We start from the raw sequence: 15,490 nt of genomic DNA, 5'->3' as shown, positions 1-15,490 counted from the left end.
TGAATCGTAAAAGTAACCCGAACAAAGGAAGGGAAATATCATGCCTATTTCAATCAAACTAAAGGAAATCCTTAAAGAACGTGAATTGGCACGTTTGGCAGGGCATCGACCAAATACAATAAGCTACCTTTGTTCAGACAATGTGGACAGGGTTTATCTATCGACATTAGAAACGATATGCAAAGTGTTAGACATCGACATTCAGGAGTTAATCGAGGTGGAGTAGTCCTCTTGCCATAGTAATCGTTGTCTGTACGTAAAAGTTGCGAAAATAATTAAAAGAAAGGGAAAACGAAGGTAGACTATTTGAGCATAATAATGGTGGTAACTGAAGATTTTGTATTTATTTTTAGGGGATAGAAAACATAAAATAGGGCATTCATTTTAAAGTTGTTGTACGTACTTTATTATTCGTTAATACATCATATAGGACATCCGAACTTTATGGCTATTCTCTGAATAAAAAACGTTTTATTCGGCACTCCGCCCATAAAAAGAGCGGCTTGTTTAATAAAGCCGCTCCCAACTATAAATTATTAAATCTTATTCCACTTATCGCTACCCATTATCCTATCGATAATATGTTCTGCTTCCCAAACTGCAGCAACTTCTAATCCCTTACACTCTTGTTCAGTCGATTTACGGTCTTGACCTTTATGGTAAATTGAATATTTCCCAGTGATGGGGTCTTTAATGTAATAAGGGGGTGGCCATTCTTCCTCTTCATTTTTAAATGGTCGATTATCTACAATTGGCCATTTCCCAGACTTCAAAACATCATCATATACCCCAACAATAAAATGGTATTCTTCCTGTTGTGGTAAATCATCTACATCTACCCCGATATGCTTATATATCCCGATAGACGCATCCCTATATCTTCTTCCAAATGCATACTTACTGTTTGGTAAAGGGATTGCAAAAACATCACCTATTTTTACCCTATTTCTTTTAGTCATTTTACCACTCCTTATTCGCTGCATCTATATACTTTTGTTTATTAGGGTTACTATCTGATATTCCATTAATTTTATTACCAGAAGTACCACGAGTCGATTTTGCACCACCATTGAGGTCAATAAGTTGCTGTTCTCTTCCACGGATAGCATCTTTATTTGTTGAGGATTTGTCACGTATTGCAGGCCCAAACCCTTCTTTATTCATATGGTGATTAGCATCTCGCTTTGCGATATTTTCTAAAGGAGTTCCTGTACCACTTGTTCTACCAGTGTATACTTCTCCAGTTTTTGGATTAGTTTTTGTATATGTCTGATAAGTTTTTCCCGTACCCTTAGAAGTAAATAACTGCAAATCTAATTTTAATAAAAGTTCCCTCTCACCATCATTATTCTTATTTACACGAGTTATTGGATTTCCTCGAGATGGCTGACTAGAACTAGAAACCTTCGGTTTCGCCTGTGGTGTAACCGAACTAACCCTAGCTGGTGCGGTACTTTGAATTCTAGGTGTACTTTTTATAGACAGGGCTGGCACGGTCTTCGGTTTTATATTAATCACCGAAGCTACTTTTTTCGCCGGTGCCTTGACAACCTTGACCGCTTTGGCAACCGCCTTGGTTGCTTTTACTGCCTTCACTGCCATCGAAGTTCCCTTGATTGCGGCTTTCGCAACCTTGGATACAACGCCTCCACCTGGAACAAAGTTCGAGGCGATGCTAATGGCTGCCCCTGCCTTTTGGTACCATTTTGTATTTTTGCTGGTTAATGTCTTGATGTCATCGCCAATCGCAAAGTTGTAAGCTGCTTTGGCGGTCTTTTTAACACCTTTTGTCACCTTTTTTAGCCATTTTGGCGCATAGCCGTCCGGGTCGATGTTGTTGACGGGATCGGATTCTGCATATAAATAGCGATTGAAAGAGATTGGATTCGTATCTTCTCCCTCGTATTCATCTGCGACTAAATAACGGCCGATTTTGGCATCGTAATCCCGCCAGCCCATGTAGTAGAGCTTGGTGTTATTGTCATACTGGACACCAAATTTTCCAACATAGCGGAATGGATTGGCGTTTGCGACTGTTTTGCCTAAATCCGTTGGGGCATCAATTTTTAATAGGTTCCCCCATTCATCGTACGAATAGCGGGCGATGATTTCCGCAAGCTCGTTCGTAATCGCAACGATGTCTCCGCGCTGATTGTAGACATAGTCATAAATTTTGCCTTTATATTCAAAGCTTAAGAGCTGACCGCTGGCGTCACGGTAGAAATTCAGTAGATTTTCTACTTGATCAATGCCGGATTTCTGGGAGATGCTGACCAGGTCACCGTTGGCGTCATAATAATAGAATTCCGTCCGCTCACTAGTGTCGGTCGTTACCTTCTTCGAAGTACGTTTGTTTTCACTATCATAAGTGAATTCAATCTTTTCGGTCACTTTTCCGTTTGTTTTTGTTGTAATTCCTATAAGCAAGTTGATGGACGCATAGTTATATTCTTTTTCCATTTCTACTGCTGCAGTTGCGGCAGCTTCCACCGTATCTACTGCTTTACTGATCGATTCTTGAAGCAAGGAACCATCCGGACGGAACGAATACGTAACCTTTTTATATTTTTGCGCCGCGGCATCGTACTGGATAGAAGACGTAATCCGGTTGCCTTGGCCATATTTGTTATCTAATATTAGTTTACCTGTTTCATTGACCTTTTTTAAGAGATTTCCACTCGTGTCGTACGAATAGGCGAGTGTCTCTGTTCCCTTTTTAACGGTCTTCAGGAAGCCTTCCGGTGTATAGGTATACGCCTTTTGACCATCCCATGGGTTAGTCGCTGTTTCAATATGCTCATCGGCGTTGTACGTGTAATTCTCAAAGAAGAGGTCGTTTGGTGTATCCTTCTTCTTCGCATGGATGGCCGTCATTTTTTCGTTGAGACCATAATCCATGTTCACTGAAATACGCGGACCCTTTATCATGTTGATTGACTCAGAAGCGGTATACGAGAACTGGTATGGCTCAGATCTTGGCGTGATGACTTTTTCCGCCAAATCATTGGCATTATACTGAACGGTCGTTACTCCTAACGCCGATTGAATCATTTCGGCATTTTCATCATCTTTGTAGGTCTTTCTTGTGACGATGCCGTTCTCGACCTTTTCCTCATACGTGAACCGGTTGTTGGCATCGTATTGATAGATGGTTTCAGAACGGACAAACGGATAGGTTGTTGCGCCCTGATTAAGAACCGTTTTGGAGGATTCATCATAAATCCATTTTCGAATTAGGTTTCCATTTAAATCGTATAGAAAACGAACATCCGATTTCTTAGGCGTTGCGGGATCTCCATCTTGATAGACGTTGGAAAGTTCTCTTACTAATCGGCCTAACTCGTCATAGGTTAGGTCTGTATCCTTTATGACCGCCGTAGACGTTTCCTTTGTCTCTTTATCGTAGACTTTAGATTTTACGGTTTGTTTCGTAACCTCCGCCGCATCATTGTACACATAATTCGTGACAAGATAGGTTTCCTTTCCATCCTTCTCCTCGACTTTTTGTGTTTCAGTAAGGATTTGCCCTTCTTGGTTATATGTCCATTCTGTTGTGGTGCCGTCAGGGTTGGTCTGTTTTACCTTGTCCCCTACTTCATTGTACTCAAATTTCGTTTTAGTACCTTTATGATCAACCGTTTCAAGCTGATTCCCATTAGCATCCGTAATGGCAAACTCAATGGTACTGCCGCTAATGGTAATGGCCGGAGTTCCCAGCCCATCATAATAGGACCAAGTTTCCACAGTAGGAGTAGAGTTATCCTTCGAATAGATATTCTCATCAAGTGCATTGAAGGTATAGTGGAACTCCGTTCCTTCGGCATCCTTTGTATGAACAAGATGGTTTTCCGAATCATAGGTATTGGTCATCGTTAGTACATTACGGTTTCCGGTATTATCCGTTTCCGTTACCTGACGATTCCATTCATCAAAGGTCGCAAACATTTCCCCTTTTGCAATGAGAAGCTTGTCCCGCCCATCAGGGCTGTCCTTTGCTGCATAATCAATGGTATGAAGGATATTGCCGTTCTTATCATACGCGAAATATTTCTGATTTTGCATCGGGTCAATCGATCTTGCTACTCTTCCATAGCCATCGAATTCTTGCGCGATGATATAACCATTCTCATCTGTTTCTTTTACTTTTCGACCTAATTCATCATATTCGGTATACAATTTGGCCTGTTTTTCTTCCACTTGATCAACAGTTTCATTCTTGTAGGTGGTCAATTTTACGGCAGGCATTTTTTTATAGACTAGCTGACCCCACTCGTTGTATTCATACGTAGTTTCTTGACCAAGACTATTTATCTCCTTAATGACATTTCCCATGTCATCATAAACAAAGCTGTTAATTCGGCCAACCCGGTCTTTTTTCTCCTTTATCCGTTGTTCCTCATCATACACAATAGACTGAGTTTGGTTTAGCGCATTGGTTTCCGTCAATGCTTGTCCATACTCATTGTATGTGTAACTCGTCTTACTTCCATACGGGTCAACCTTCTCTTTGACATTTTCACCCGTACTATCATATACGTATTTCGTTTCAAGTGTCGATTCTTCTAAGACAAGATCATCAACATACAGGTTGGCGCTGCCTTTATTGGTCACTTGCACGCGCACGTGCGTGGCATCCGTTGGCACAGCCCCATTGACCCGATATTTGTTCCAACTCGTTGTAATTGGATTAGTAACCGTATAGTCTTTGACGATTGTGTCATCCTTTAAGAATTGCAGCTTGACCTCTGATGTAACAGCTCCGGAAGGAGCGATACTCTCTAGCGTGGCTTGAACAGGTAATCGTCCTTTTTTAATCGCAATAGTGCCTGTTTGCAGGATTCCATTAGGTGCCAGTTCGATACTTTGCTTTCCTGATTTCGCTTGTGTCGTAACCTTGGAAGCAGCACCTTGTACTTTCCAATCCATAAGTGTTTTATTTTCCATGCTGTAGTCAGGCATGTAGCTATACAATGGTCCGCGATCACTCTTGGTTTTCGTCACATTTCCGTAAGAGTCGTAATCAAAATATTGATTATTTCCTTCTTCATCGATAATCTGACTGACGTTTCCTTTTGCGTCATATTTCCATTGTTTCGCTTGACCAAGCGTATTATAAGCATGAGTGATTTGCCCTTTTTCATTGTATTTGTTTTCCAGTGCATATGTCGATTTTGACCCATTTGTTGTGACCGCTGGCAATAGCTGTTTTACGACATTACCAAAGTTATCGTACTCAAAGGTAGTCTTGTTGCCCTGAGCATCGGTTGCGGTTTTTACTCGATTTTTCTCATAGTCTGTCGTGATCAGGATATTGTTTTGATCCTGGTTGGCGGCAGCCGGGTCCTCATTTTCCACAAAGGTGCGGATGATATTCTGTTTCCAAAGGTTCCCTTCACTGTTTAACTCATATTCTGTATTGGCTAAATTTTTACTCGTTTTATTCTCATTAATTGAATTAGTCGTGGCATAGATTTTATTCGTTGTCAGATTATACGAAAGCGTATCAAGTATGGCTTCATATGTTCTGATTGGATACTTCTTGGTGCCATCAACTACTCTAGTGGAACGCTTCGTTTTCGTTTGCATTAATCGATTGCCATTAAACACAAATTCTACTTTTAACCCATTTTCAGAAACAACATCCTTCATTTTCCCGTTTTCATAGTCATAATGAGTGGTGCTGCTCAACTTTCCACTTTTCGTATAAAGCTTGGCATCAGTTAAATAACCATCACTGTAAGAATAGCTGACTTTCTCTCCAGTACTGAAGGTGGCACTTTCTATTGTGCTGTCCGGATTATACTTTAGTGAGTAGGACTTCGTTAATGATGTGACCTTCGTGAGCAGATTATTGTCATATTGATAGACGACCGTGTTTCCATTCGTATCGATTAGTTTGGCTAGTTTTCCATTGACTGTAAATACCTTGGTTGAAAGACTCCCATTTCGTTCTGTTAGCTCGTATCCTTTTGTATCCGAAAGGGTAAGAACGTAGCTGGTTCCCGCAGGTGTCGTGAAGGTTCCATCCGGCAGACGATCAAAGCGATGAACCGTTCCATCCGGATCAACGTAATCAACATAATTGGTGCTGGTTACTAGATGTTCTTCGACATTTGCATACCAGCCCTTACCCAAAAGTCCCTTTTCCTCAAGGTTAGAGGCATAGGTACGGCCAAGTGCGACTGTAAAACCTCTTGTTGGAAGGGAGAAGTCGACCTCCTGCATATTTAAGCTGCCATTATAGAGATTGACAAAACCTGTCCCATCCAGCAGGGAGATAGGATAGGTTGGATAATACCCTTCCGAACCCGTCCATTTTTTATCCAGCTTATCGATCCAAACCGATTTCGAAACAAGGTTTGTTTGACCTGCCTTATCGGTTGCGGAAATCCGAAGTTCATATTCTCCTTTTGGCAACAATGCTGTATCCCACTCTGCCACTGTTGTGTCAGTGACTCCTGTATTCTTTTCGGCAATAAGATTCCAGACGGCATTTTGGTCGCTCTTATTACGGTATTCCAGCTTATACGAGGCTAAATCTTGATCGGTAATCGTCCCTGCGATTTTTTTCGTTCCAGATACATACTCCCCATTCACTACATTTGTCAGCTTTATTTCCGGAAGCGTACGATCAAGAATAATAGAATCAGAGAATAAGTCAGAAACATTGCCGCTTTTATCCGAAAATTTCGCATAGACGTATTGGGTCCCATCTTGGTCCTTGAGTGCCCAATTAAATAGTTGTGTCGATTGTGGCACGGGCATCAATTCGGAAAATTTCAGGTCACTAGGTGCCGCCTTCTCTGGACCATTGGCAAATTGGACGAATTTATCGCCACTGGCGTTATCATAGACGTCAAAAACTTTTACTGTGACATTGTTATTCGTGGTATATGCCGCATTTTCATTAATGGTGATTTTCCCGGTAGGCGGCTTGACATCTTTCACAGTAATACTGCGATTGACTATATTTTCTGGCGGATTAATATACGTTGGATCGGTACCTTTCCCAACTACTGCTTTTAAGCTATAGGAACCAATCAACGCTGTCTTCGGTTTCCAATTGACAGTAAATCGCTTTACTTCGTTCGGCTTTACCACTTCTCCAGGGTTCAAATAGCCGACAAAACCAGTCGGGGCACTGCCATCAGGTGCTGTACTGGTCACCGATAGGGATAGATTTAGATCATTGGTCCACGAACATGTTCCTGTGTTTCTTACATCAAACCACAGGTTTTCCCCTGCTCCGGCCTGATCAATGTTTGATTCCAACGGAATGGAATAGCTTTCAATTTGGGCATCAAATTCTTTCCGCGCCATCTTCTCCGCCGGTACGGAATAATCACTAATATTTGAACTGTTATCAATAGCTTGTACCCAGGCATAGTAGGTTTTTCTCGGTGTTAAGGATCCTGAGTAGGTATAGTAAAGATTGGTTGTTTCCTGTCCACTAACGATATTGGCAACACCAGGCTGGTCACCCATAAATACGCGGTACTTGGCCACTCCCGAACCATCCAGATCGGTGCCAGGCTGCCAGCCGATGGTAAAGGCATTGATCCGGTCATTCGTTACCTGCACGGCAGTCGGAGCCGTTGGTTTCGTTTGATCCGGTATGACAGGTACTACTCCATTGCCCCAAATATCGGTTTCTCCATACCCATTGTATCCCGTAACCCTAAACCAATAATTGGTGCTATTATTATAACCTCCGCCGCTCTTGACATATAAATAATTTGGATTTTCCGGAAGCTCTCTACCATCCCCTCCGGTTCTTAATCCGTATTGCCCACTGTCAATTTGGGCTCTTTTCGGCCAGAGTTTTTTTCCTCTTGTTGTCCACGAGGTGGTATTGCCGACATTAAACGATTCATAACCCCGGCCATTAAATAGTTGCACCTTGTAGCCTGTTACTCCTTCGATCGGAGACCAGGATAGATCCACATACCCTGTCCCGTCTTTGTAGGAATAGGGAACCGCATTCACGCCACCCGGCGGATCGGAATAGGTAATGGCCAGATAGGGTTTACCGGATGCACTTTCAGAAGCGTAATACTTTTGATAGGATCCTGCCGATCCTTCTGATGTACTTCGAAGGACAACACCATAATTGGAATATGTTCCTTTCATCCAGCCGTTTACTAGACTAGTAAGATCCAGACTAAGCCATCTGGCCGATCCTGTTGCCGAGGTACTTCCATAAGAGACAGACGTATCAATGCCAGGCTGAGTACGATAGCTGACCTTTGTGCTATCCCAAGGACTGGTGATCCGATTTGCATAAAGACTGGTTGGGGATACAGAACCAATATCATTCAATTTGTATACTTTTAGTTCTGCTTTAACTAAGAGTTTACCAGCTAAGTTTGGTAAGGATTGGGCAAAATCCATATAGGTTCTTGTTGTTCCGGTTGATGAAGTATATCCTGTTCGTAATTCCGGAGTGTTATAATAGTTATTTGTTGAATACATAGACATTACATAGGAATCCAGAGTAGTGGCACTCGTTCCTCCAATGTTTACACTAGGGTCAATCCGAACAGGATACTTAGTATCCTCTTCATCCAGAAAAGTTGAATCTGGAATGATGGTGACCAAATAGCCATTCTTGCTCTTCTTGAGATCCATTGTGATGTCTTCTGAATATTTACCGTTTGCGTCCTCCATAAAAGGCGGGATCATGACCCATGCAACATGATTTTCTTTATTATAGAAATTGATGGAGCCATTTTCCTTTTTCGGTTCAAGGCTTGTTTTTATATGAAATTGAAACTTTCGTGCGGAATCTTTCTTTGTTAAATAAATGTCTTCTTTGACATTGGAATTTCCTATGCTGTACTTAAAATCAACATTCTCAAAAATATTTTCGTAGGTAATGATTCCTTTCGAGCTCTTAGCAGAAGTTGATTTTGGATTTACTAATTGAACATTGATGGTTTCTCCAGCCATCTTCAATTTATATAAATTCTTCTTCTCGGTATCTTTAGCAAACTTGACACTAAAGCGATTGTCTTTATTTTTATATTTGAAATCGCCTTTGTCCTCTTCATCATTCTGTTCTGGTGTATTCGAGATGTTTTCTAATTTGCCATCTTCCTCAAAGTGGATATCTTCTGTATAAATCTCTTTCGTATACGTCCCATCCGAATTGATGAACGTTTTCGTATTCGGCTCCCGTAACTCTTCTAGTTCTCTAACCTTTTCCACTGTTTTTGGAATATTAATCTCTTTTTTCGCCGCAACTTTATTACTAGTAAATGGTCCAAGTCCTTCAAAATGAATTGAACTTGTGATTAATAAAACGGCAAGAATACAAACGAATATTTTCCTAATCATATAGTTTCCCCTTTAATTAATATCAGTGATCAAGAATTTATCCTACAGACTTTACCCTATATCGTATTTTCCATTTGTCCACATCCTTTGGCATATTAACAATGGCTAGCTGCTTACTGACCTTTTACATTTTTTTCAATTACAAATATATTTTAATAGGAAAAAGCTACATAATTACACATATTTCTACATACAAATAACTACAAAATTTGACATTTATAGATATTGATTAACAAAAAAGTGCAGAAGCTTTGTTGGATATATACAAAGCTTCTGCACTCATTTATTTTTATGACTCTTTCGTTAGGCAGGTTGTTTATTTTTTTTGATAGTAGGTTGTAGTTTGACTAATCCATTGATTACGGGAACTAGAGCGCCAAGTATGGCGACGGGTATAATCTCCCACATTTCCAGTGGCGGTGTGATAAGTAAGTCAAACTTATGGATGGCGAACACTGCAAGGAAGTACGTTATACTGCCTGTGAGGCCTGCTATCCAGTTGGTTTTCCTAAACAAGAAGTAACAAAGCGGGATCAAGATTAGTGTGATTGGTACATAGGATGTTGGATATCCCACAGCCGCAAAAGTCGCTTTTCCAACGAATCTAAGCAATATATAGAGAAACGCCCCCATTATCGGAATCGTAAAGTCCCGGCAAACTCGAATGATCAAAACAGTAAGCAATCCTACCATTAGCACAGAATAGATGGGATACACCCATTCCGGAATACCACCGAAAATTTGCGAAGCCGGATCCGAGATTAGCTCAAGGATTTCTTGAGAAGCAATCGATTTTCCATGAATGTACTGATCATAAGAAATGGCCCCATTTTCCTGTTGCATATTCGGGAACATCAAGCATTCGAGGAGAAACATCGCAAACCATGTATGCATGGATTTCCAAGTTGGTAATACATCCCTTGTATATAAGTAATAGCCACGCCAGACTCCAAATATCATGATACCCGTTCCAATGTAATAAATAAAATGGGTTGGACTCCATGTCGTTAAATCTATTCCATAAGCAATATGATAAGTAAAATCTAATGGAATCCCGATTAAAAATATTACGTAACCAATCGTGATCAGATTTCTTGAAAACCGATCCATGTACTGCGAGCTCCGCCATTCCTGAAGTAATAAGTAACCGCCCAGGACAAAACCAAGTGTATTAACAATATGTGGAATCGAATATTCCTCAAACAAATACTTAAAGTGATACGAAGCATCCCATGCAGATCCTATAAATTTTAATAAAAAGGCGATCACCCATAAACGGTAATATTTCAAATTATCATCTCCTCCCCTTTGGGCCTAGCCCAACAGATCAAATGGATCTCCAAAAATAGCTATTAAGATATAATTTATAGCTAGGGCGAGTCCAAATACGATTCCAGCACTCCGAACTTTCTTTTGGGTAAATAATTTATACATAAAAATGATTCCGGAAGTAACCACAAAGATGTTAAGGGTTACAAAAGTCCAAAGCAGACTCTCACTGTGTTCCACTGCTGTTACATGCATCAAATATAACGGTATCAACTGCTTAATTCCTCCAAAGTTCACTTTTTTAAAAACGACAGAACGATACGTCTTTAGTAAAGACGTATTTTTTCCTAAAAGTGTTTCCACATTACAGAGTCTTTTCTATATTATCATTATTTTTCACATTGTTGACTAGTATATTTACATAAAATTCTTGCATTGGATCAAATAGGTAATGTACAGTATATGGATGAACCATGATGTGAAAGGAGCGAACCCATGAAACATTTCATTATGGCCATCCTTTTATTATCCATTGTTTTATTATCTGCATGTAACTCAATAAAAGTCCCCAAGTCGACGATGGATCATAAAATGAGCGCCACACCAACAAATGTCATACCAACAAAATCCGAATGGAAAATTGCGGAGCATCCACAAGCAAACAAGAACAATCCAATCTCCATTTTTATAAAAGATAAAGCCAATCAACCCATCAAATCCTTCGAAACCGTCCATGAGAAAAAGATGCATTTATTTATTGTAAGTAAGGATTTATCTTATTTTTCACATATCCACCCAAAATATAAAGGAAATGGGGAATTTACTATTTCAACCACTTTCCCGGCTGGTGGCGACTATAAGATGATTGCGGATGTTACCCCAAAGGGTGGTGGGGATAGCAGTATTGAAACACATTGGCAGCACGTGGAGGGGGAGCCTGCGAAGGATGAACCCTTGATTCCTGACCAAGAGCTCACTAAAGTAGTGGATGGAAAAAAAGTAACCCTGTCATTTAGTCAACTTACGGCAGGGGAAGCATTGCATATGACCTATACAATTTCTGATGCAAAAACCAATCAGCCGATTAAAAATCTGCAGCCCTATTTAGGAGCCATGGGTCACACGGTTGCCATGAGTGCGGATGCTGAGAACTACTTACACATCCATCCGATGACGACTGAAGGAAATAGACCTAAGGTAATCTTCATGACTATTTTTCCAAAAGCAGGTGTTTATAAAGTTTGGGGACAATTTAAATACAATGGTAAAGTTTTCACCGTACCATTTGTAATAGATGTGCCAAAAAAATAGACCAAAAAACCCCTTCTCCAATCGGGAAGGGGTTTTAAATAGTTGGATTCATACATTTATTGGAAATTGGTGCCTGACACCCTTCATGAACACCTATCCGCGTGGGATGGACAGTTAGAAGTGGAACTCCCTTCAGCTTACTAGCATAATGGCTACACTTCTCCAGAAGGTTTGACCATTGGTGTGTAGGCTGGTAGTGGTGAACCAAAATCAGGGGTACCGTCTGGTTTCCATGTGATTTTTTGAACCCTTAGATTCCGGAGTCTTCCCAGCCGATGGTCTCCCTCTGCCTCCGAAAACGAAAATGCGTGGTAAACAAGCCAGTCCTCCGTTCCATCTGGGGATTGGGTAAAGCTATTATGGCCAGGGGAAAATACTCGGTTTTTTATACTTTTTGAGAAAACGGGTCCTGGATGCTTTATCCAAGAATCAGGATCAAGAAGGTTAGCCGTTTCACTTGCTGTAAGCATCCCTAAGCAATAGTCATCAGACCATGTTGCACTTGCAGAAAAAGCGAGAAAAAGTTTACCGTTCCGTTTTAGACATATGGGTCCTTCATTTATTGCCATTCCACCTTGTTTCTCCCATTCATCCGTCGGAGCCGAAAGTAATAGGTTTTCACCTATTAGTGTCCACGGGTTTTCCATTTTTGCGATGTATAATGCTGATCCATACTCAGGAAAATATCCATATCCTGAGTAAAGAAAATATAATTCATTCCTATGCTGCAGGACGGTTCCATCTAAACCAGGATGATCGGTATTCACCGCACCCCTGAAATGCCACTTGCTCTGCAATGGATTCGGTGAAGAATTTTCAAGGACAAAGATACGCCGAGTTTCATCCCCGCCACCATCATTTGCAGTAAAATAAATGAACCATTTTCCGTTAATATAGTGGATTTCAGGTGCCCAAATATTATGGCTATATGGACCTTCCGCTGGAGGAGACCATATTATCTTCTTCTCTGCTGTCGAAAACCCTGTTATGGTCGGGCTCCTCCAAATTGCGATATGATCGGACAAAGTAATAGTCAAATAATAGTAACCATCTTCATGTTTATACATGTAAGGATCTGGGCCGCTTTCAAGCAGGGGATTCATAAACATTTCATTTCTTTGACCTGAAATGGTGTTGTGGATTTGAGACTCCAATATTTGACCCTCCAAATCAAACCTATAACCAAAAGAAATAAGGGAAGTTTTATTTTCCTTTGGTTATAGACTATAGATTCTGTAATTGACTGCTTACTAACTTTGAAATTGATTTATTTTTAGCTAATGCTAAAATTCCAGCCGATAGAAACATCAAAGATCCTAAAAGGTCCATCACTAGATAGGAAGCTAACCCTACTAAAAGAAACCAGATCGGTTTCTTCACTTCTGCTTGATCGTCCTTCAATGTTTTCGCTAAGACAAAGTTTACCATTCCGAGAATAACAAATAGCATCCCAAAGGTAACCGAAAACATATACAAACTGCCAAATATAGATTGTGCAGCCTCCCATTTTGCTAGAGTGTTATACGAAGAATTTAATCCTTCATTTTTTATATACGATGCATAAACAAAAATAGTAAGGAGACCCGAGACTATTTGCCATATAGAACCGACCATCGCTAATCGTCTTTCTAGTTTTCTATTCACCAGTAAACCCCCCAGGCAGAAATTGTTTTATTATCCCTTAACCCCAGATGACAGGGAGAGTGATTCCATAAAGTATTTTTGTGTGAATAAATAAAGGATAAATGTTGGAACAATGGCTACCAACGCTCCCGTTAAAGCATGGGCTACATCTAGTGCATACATCCCCTGAAGTAACTGTAATCCTGGTGTAATGGGCATTTTCTCCACGTCATTAAACACAATGGATGGCCATAGGAAGTCATTCCAAGAGGCTGTAAATGTAAACAATGCAACAACCGTCAATACAGGTCTTATTAGTGGTAAGATCAACTTGATAAATATTTGAAAATCGGAAGCACCATCCACTCTCGCCGATTCATCAAATTCCTTAGGAATGCCTTGCATAAATTGCCTAATAAGAAAAATATTAAATACGCCAGCTGCCCCCGGAACAATCGCCGCTAAATAATTATTGACCCACCCTAATGTATCAATAATTTTATAGAGTGGAATAAGATTTACGACTGCCGGGAACATCATCGTTGCCATTAAAAAGACAAAGATCGCATCTCTACCCTTAAATTTCATTCTTGAATATCCATAGCCAGCTAATGAAACAATGACTAATACTAATATCGTTTGTGATACCGATATAATAAGCGAGTTCATAAACCATTTGGCGACAGGAGCACTTGTGTTACCAAAAAGGACATCCTGGTAATTACCAATAACCCAATTAATGGGTAAAATCGTAAAAGCATTTGTTTGAATATCGGCCTCACTTTTGAAGGAAGTGATCATTGTATATAGAACAGGGACAATCCAGATAAACACCATTAATAGTAAAAAAACTAGAGCAACAATTTTTGAAATTCTTTTTTTCGTCAAGGAAAGCACCCCCTAATCACGTTGTCTTAAAAAGAAGAATTGGATGGCCGAAACTGCCATAATACATAAACCCAGGATTACAGCCATAGCTGCCCCAATACCAGCAATAGATATTCCAGATCCAAATGCGTTCTCTTGAATGTACATTAACAAAACGGTAGTTGAGCTTGTTGGTCCACCTTTCGTTAACATGAGTGGCTGTCCATATACATTAAATTGGGCGATAGTTGTAATGACAACCGTATATAAAATTTGAGCTCTTATACTCGGTAACGTGATTCTAAAGAATCTCTGTACACTATTTGCCCCATCCATAGCGGCAGCTTCATATAAATCTTTTGAAATACCGTTAAGAGCCGCCTGATAAATAATCATATTTGCACCGATTGTCCACCAAACAGTAACCGTTACTAAGGTAATCCAAGCGTATGGCTGGGTAGCAATCCAGTTCGTTTCTACATTAAGATAGTGATTAAATGGCCCAAAAGAAACACTATAAAGCATGGAAAAAATAATCATGACCGCCGAAACGGAGAACAAAGTGGGCATGTAGAATAAGGCTTGAAAAAACTTCATCCCCTTCGGTTTCGTGTTAAGACCTGCAGCTAACAATAAAGGAACGATAATACAGGCAGGCACCGTAAACAACACAAACTTAAATGTGTTTCCCAATCCGGTACGTAGTTGATCGTAAAAGGTAGAGTCCTGATTAACCAATATTTCTTTATAATTAACAAATCCTACAAATTCGGGATCTCCTATTAGATCCCAGTTGGTAAATGAAATATAAATACCATATAACGTGGGAAAAAGGAAAAAAATAGCGAATAATATTAGATGTGGTCCGATGTAAAGATACGGAGAAAGATTAAAACGGTTTTTACCCGAATGTTTTTCTATACCTGCAGACATAGTTAATTCCTTGTTCACTCCAGTATTTATCATAAATGTAATCTCCTATTCTTACGTTATCGAATAGAGAGAGAAATCCTTATACTCAATAAGGATTTCTCTATAATTCTACTAACACCCAATAGTTATAAAGTGAAACTACTTTCAAGCC

Annotated in this window: 10 protein-coding genes; 2 read left to right on the top strand and 8 right to left on the bottom strand. The window is 40.1% G+C overall.

The window, feature by feature from the left end:
• The first annotated feature begins 40 nt into the window (after positions 1-40).
• Positions 41-226 (top strand): helix-turn-helix domain-containing protein, encoded by a 186-nt coding sequence (locus tag RCG19_RS11655; RefSeq protein ID WP_308107260.1) that lies wholly within the window; start codon positions 41-43, stop codon positions 224-226.
• 310 nt (positions 227-536) lie between these two features.
• Here RCG19_RS11655 and RCG19_RS11650 read toward each other — a convergent pair whose 3' ends face one another.
• The 4 genes from RCG19_RS11650 to RCG19_RS11635 form a co-directional block, all read right to left on the bottom strand.
• On the bottom strand, positions 537-959 hold the full coding sequence (locus tag RCG19_RS11650; protein ID WP_308107259.1) for an Imm26 family immunity protein: 423 nt from the start codon (positions 957-959) through the stop codon (positions 537-539).
• Between the two features lies 1 nt (position 960).
• Positions 961-9,336, bottom strand: a complete 8,376-nt coding sequence (locus RCG19_RS11645) for a DNRLRE domain-containing protein (protein ID WP_308110899.1) — start codon at positions 9,334-9,336, stop codon at positions 961-963.
• 303 nt (positions 9,337-9,639) lie between these two features.
• Entirely contained in the window at positions 9,640-10,626 is a 987-nt protein-coding gene (locus RCG19_RS11640) for a hypothetical protein (RefSeq protein ID WP_308110898.1), read from the bottom strand.
• Positions 10,627-10,650: 24 nt separating this feature from the next.
• Entirely contained in the window at positions 10,651-10,968 is a 318-nt protein-coding gene (locus RCG19_RS11635; protein WP_308110897.1) for a hypothetical protein, read from the bottom strand.
• Between the two features lie 132 nt (positions 10,969-11,100).
• On the opposite strand from RCG19_RS11635, the gene RCG19_RS11630 reads away from it, so the two are divergent.
• The gene (locus RCG19_RS11630; RefSeq protein WP_308110896.1) at positions 11,101-11,916 is read left to right on the top strand and encodes a DUF8832 domain-containing protein; all 816 of its coding nucleotides are present in this window, start codon (positions 11,101-11,103) and stop codon (positions 11,914-11,916) included.
• Positions 11,917-12,068: 152 nt separating this feature from the next.
• On the opposite strand, the gene RCG19_RS11625 is transcribed toward RCG19_RS11630, so the two are convergent.
• From RCG19_RS11625 to RCG19_RS11610, 4 genes are all read right to left on the bottom strand, one after another.
• The gene (locus RCG19_RS11625; RefSeq protein ID WP_308110895.1) at positions 12,069-13,070 is read right to left on the bottom strand and encodes a glycoside hydrolase family 43 protein; all 1,002 of its coding nucleotides are present in this window, start codon (positions 13,068-13,070) and stop codon (positions 12,069-12,071) included.
• 70 nt (positions 13,071-13,140) lie between these two features.
• Positions 13,141-13,560 (bottom strand): hypothetical protein, encoded by a 420-nt coding sequence (locus RCG19_RS11620; protein WP_308110894.1) that lies wholly within the window; start codon positions 13,558-13,560, stop codon positions 13,141-13,143.
• 30 nt (positions 13,561-13,590) lie between these two features.
• Positions 13,591-14,436 carry a carbohydrate ABC transporter permease gene (locus tag RCG19_RS11615; protein WP_308110893.1) on the bottom strand — a complete coding sequence of 282 codons (846 nt, stop codon included), beginning with the start codon at positions 14,434-14,436 and terminating at the stop codon, positions 13,591-13,593.
• Positions 14,437-14,439: 3 nt separating this feature from the next.
• Positions 14,440-15,372, bottom strand: coding sequence for a carbohydrate ABC transporter permease (locus tag RCG19_RS11610; RefSeq protein ID WP_308110892.1), 933 nt, complete (start codon positions 15,370-15,372; stop codon positions 14,440-14,442).
• Positions 15,373-15,490 lie beyond the last annotated feature (118 nt).

The sequence above is a fragment of the Neobacillus sp. OS1-2 genome (assembly GCF_030915505.1).
In the GTDB taxonomy this organism is placed as follows: Bacteria; Bacillota; Bacilli; order Bacillales; family Cytobacillaceae; genus Neobacillus.
The sequence above is the reverse complement of the archived record's forward strand: the minus strand, read 5'-3'. Positions and strand labels throughout refer to the sequence as shown.

Coding starts and splice junctions, on each gene's coding strand:
- RCG19_RS11655 (WP_308107260.1), top strand. CDS start 41: ATGCCTATTTCAATCAAACTAAAGGAAATCCTTAAAGAACGTGAATTG.
- RCG19_RS11650 (WP_308107259.1), bottom strand. CDS start 959: ATGACTAAAAGAAATAGGGTAAAAATAGGTGATGTTTTTGCAATCCCT.
- RCG19_RS11645 (WP_308110899.1), bottom strand. CDS start 9,336: ATGATTAGGAAAATATTCGTTTGTATTCTTGCCGTTTTATTAATCACA.
- RCG19_RS11630 (WP_308110896.1), top strand. CDS start 11,101: ATGAAACATTTCATTATGGCCATCCTTTTATTATCCATTGTTTTATTA.
- RCG19_RS11610 (WP_308110892.1), bottom strand. CDS start 15,372: ATGATAAATACTGGAGTGAACAAGGAATTAACTATGTCTGCAGGTATA.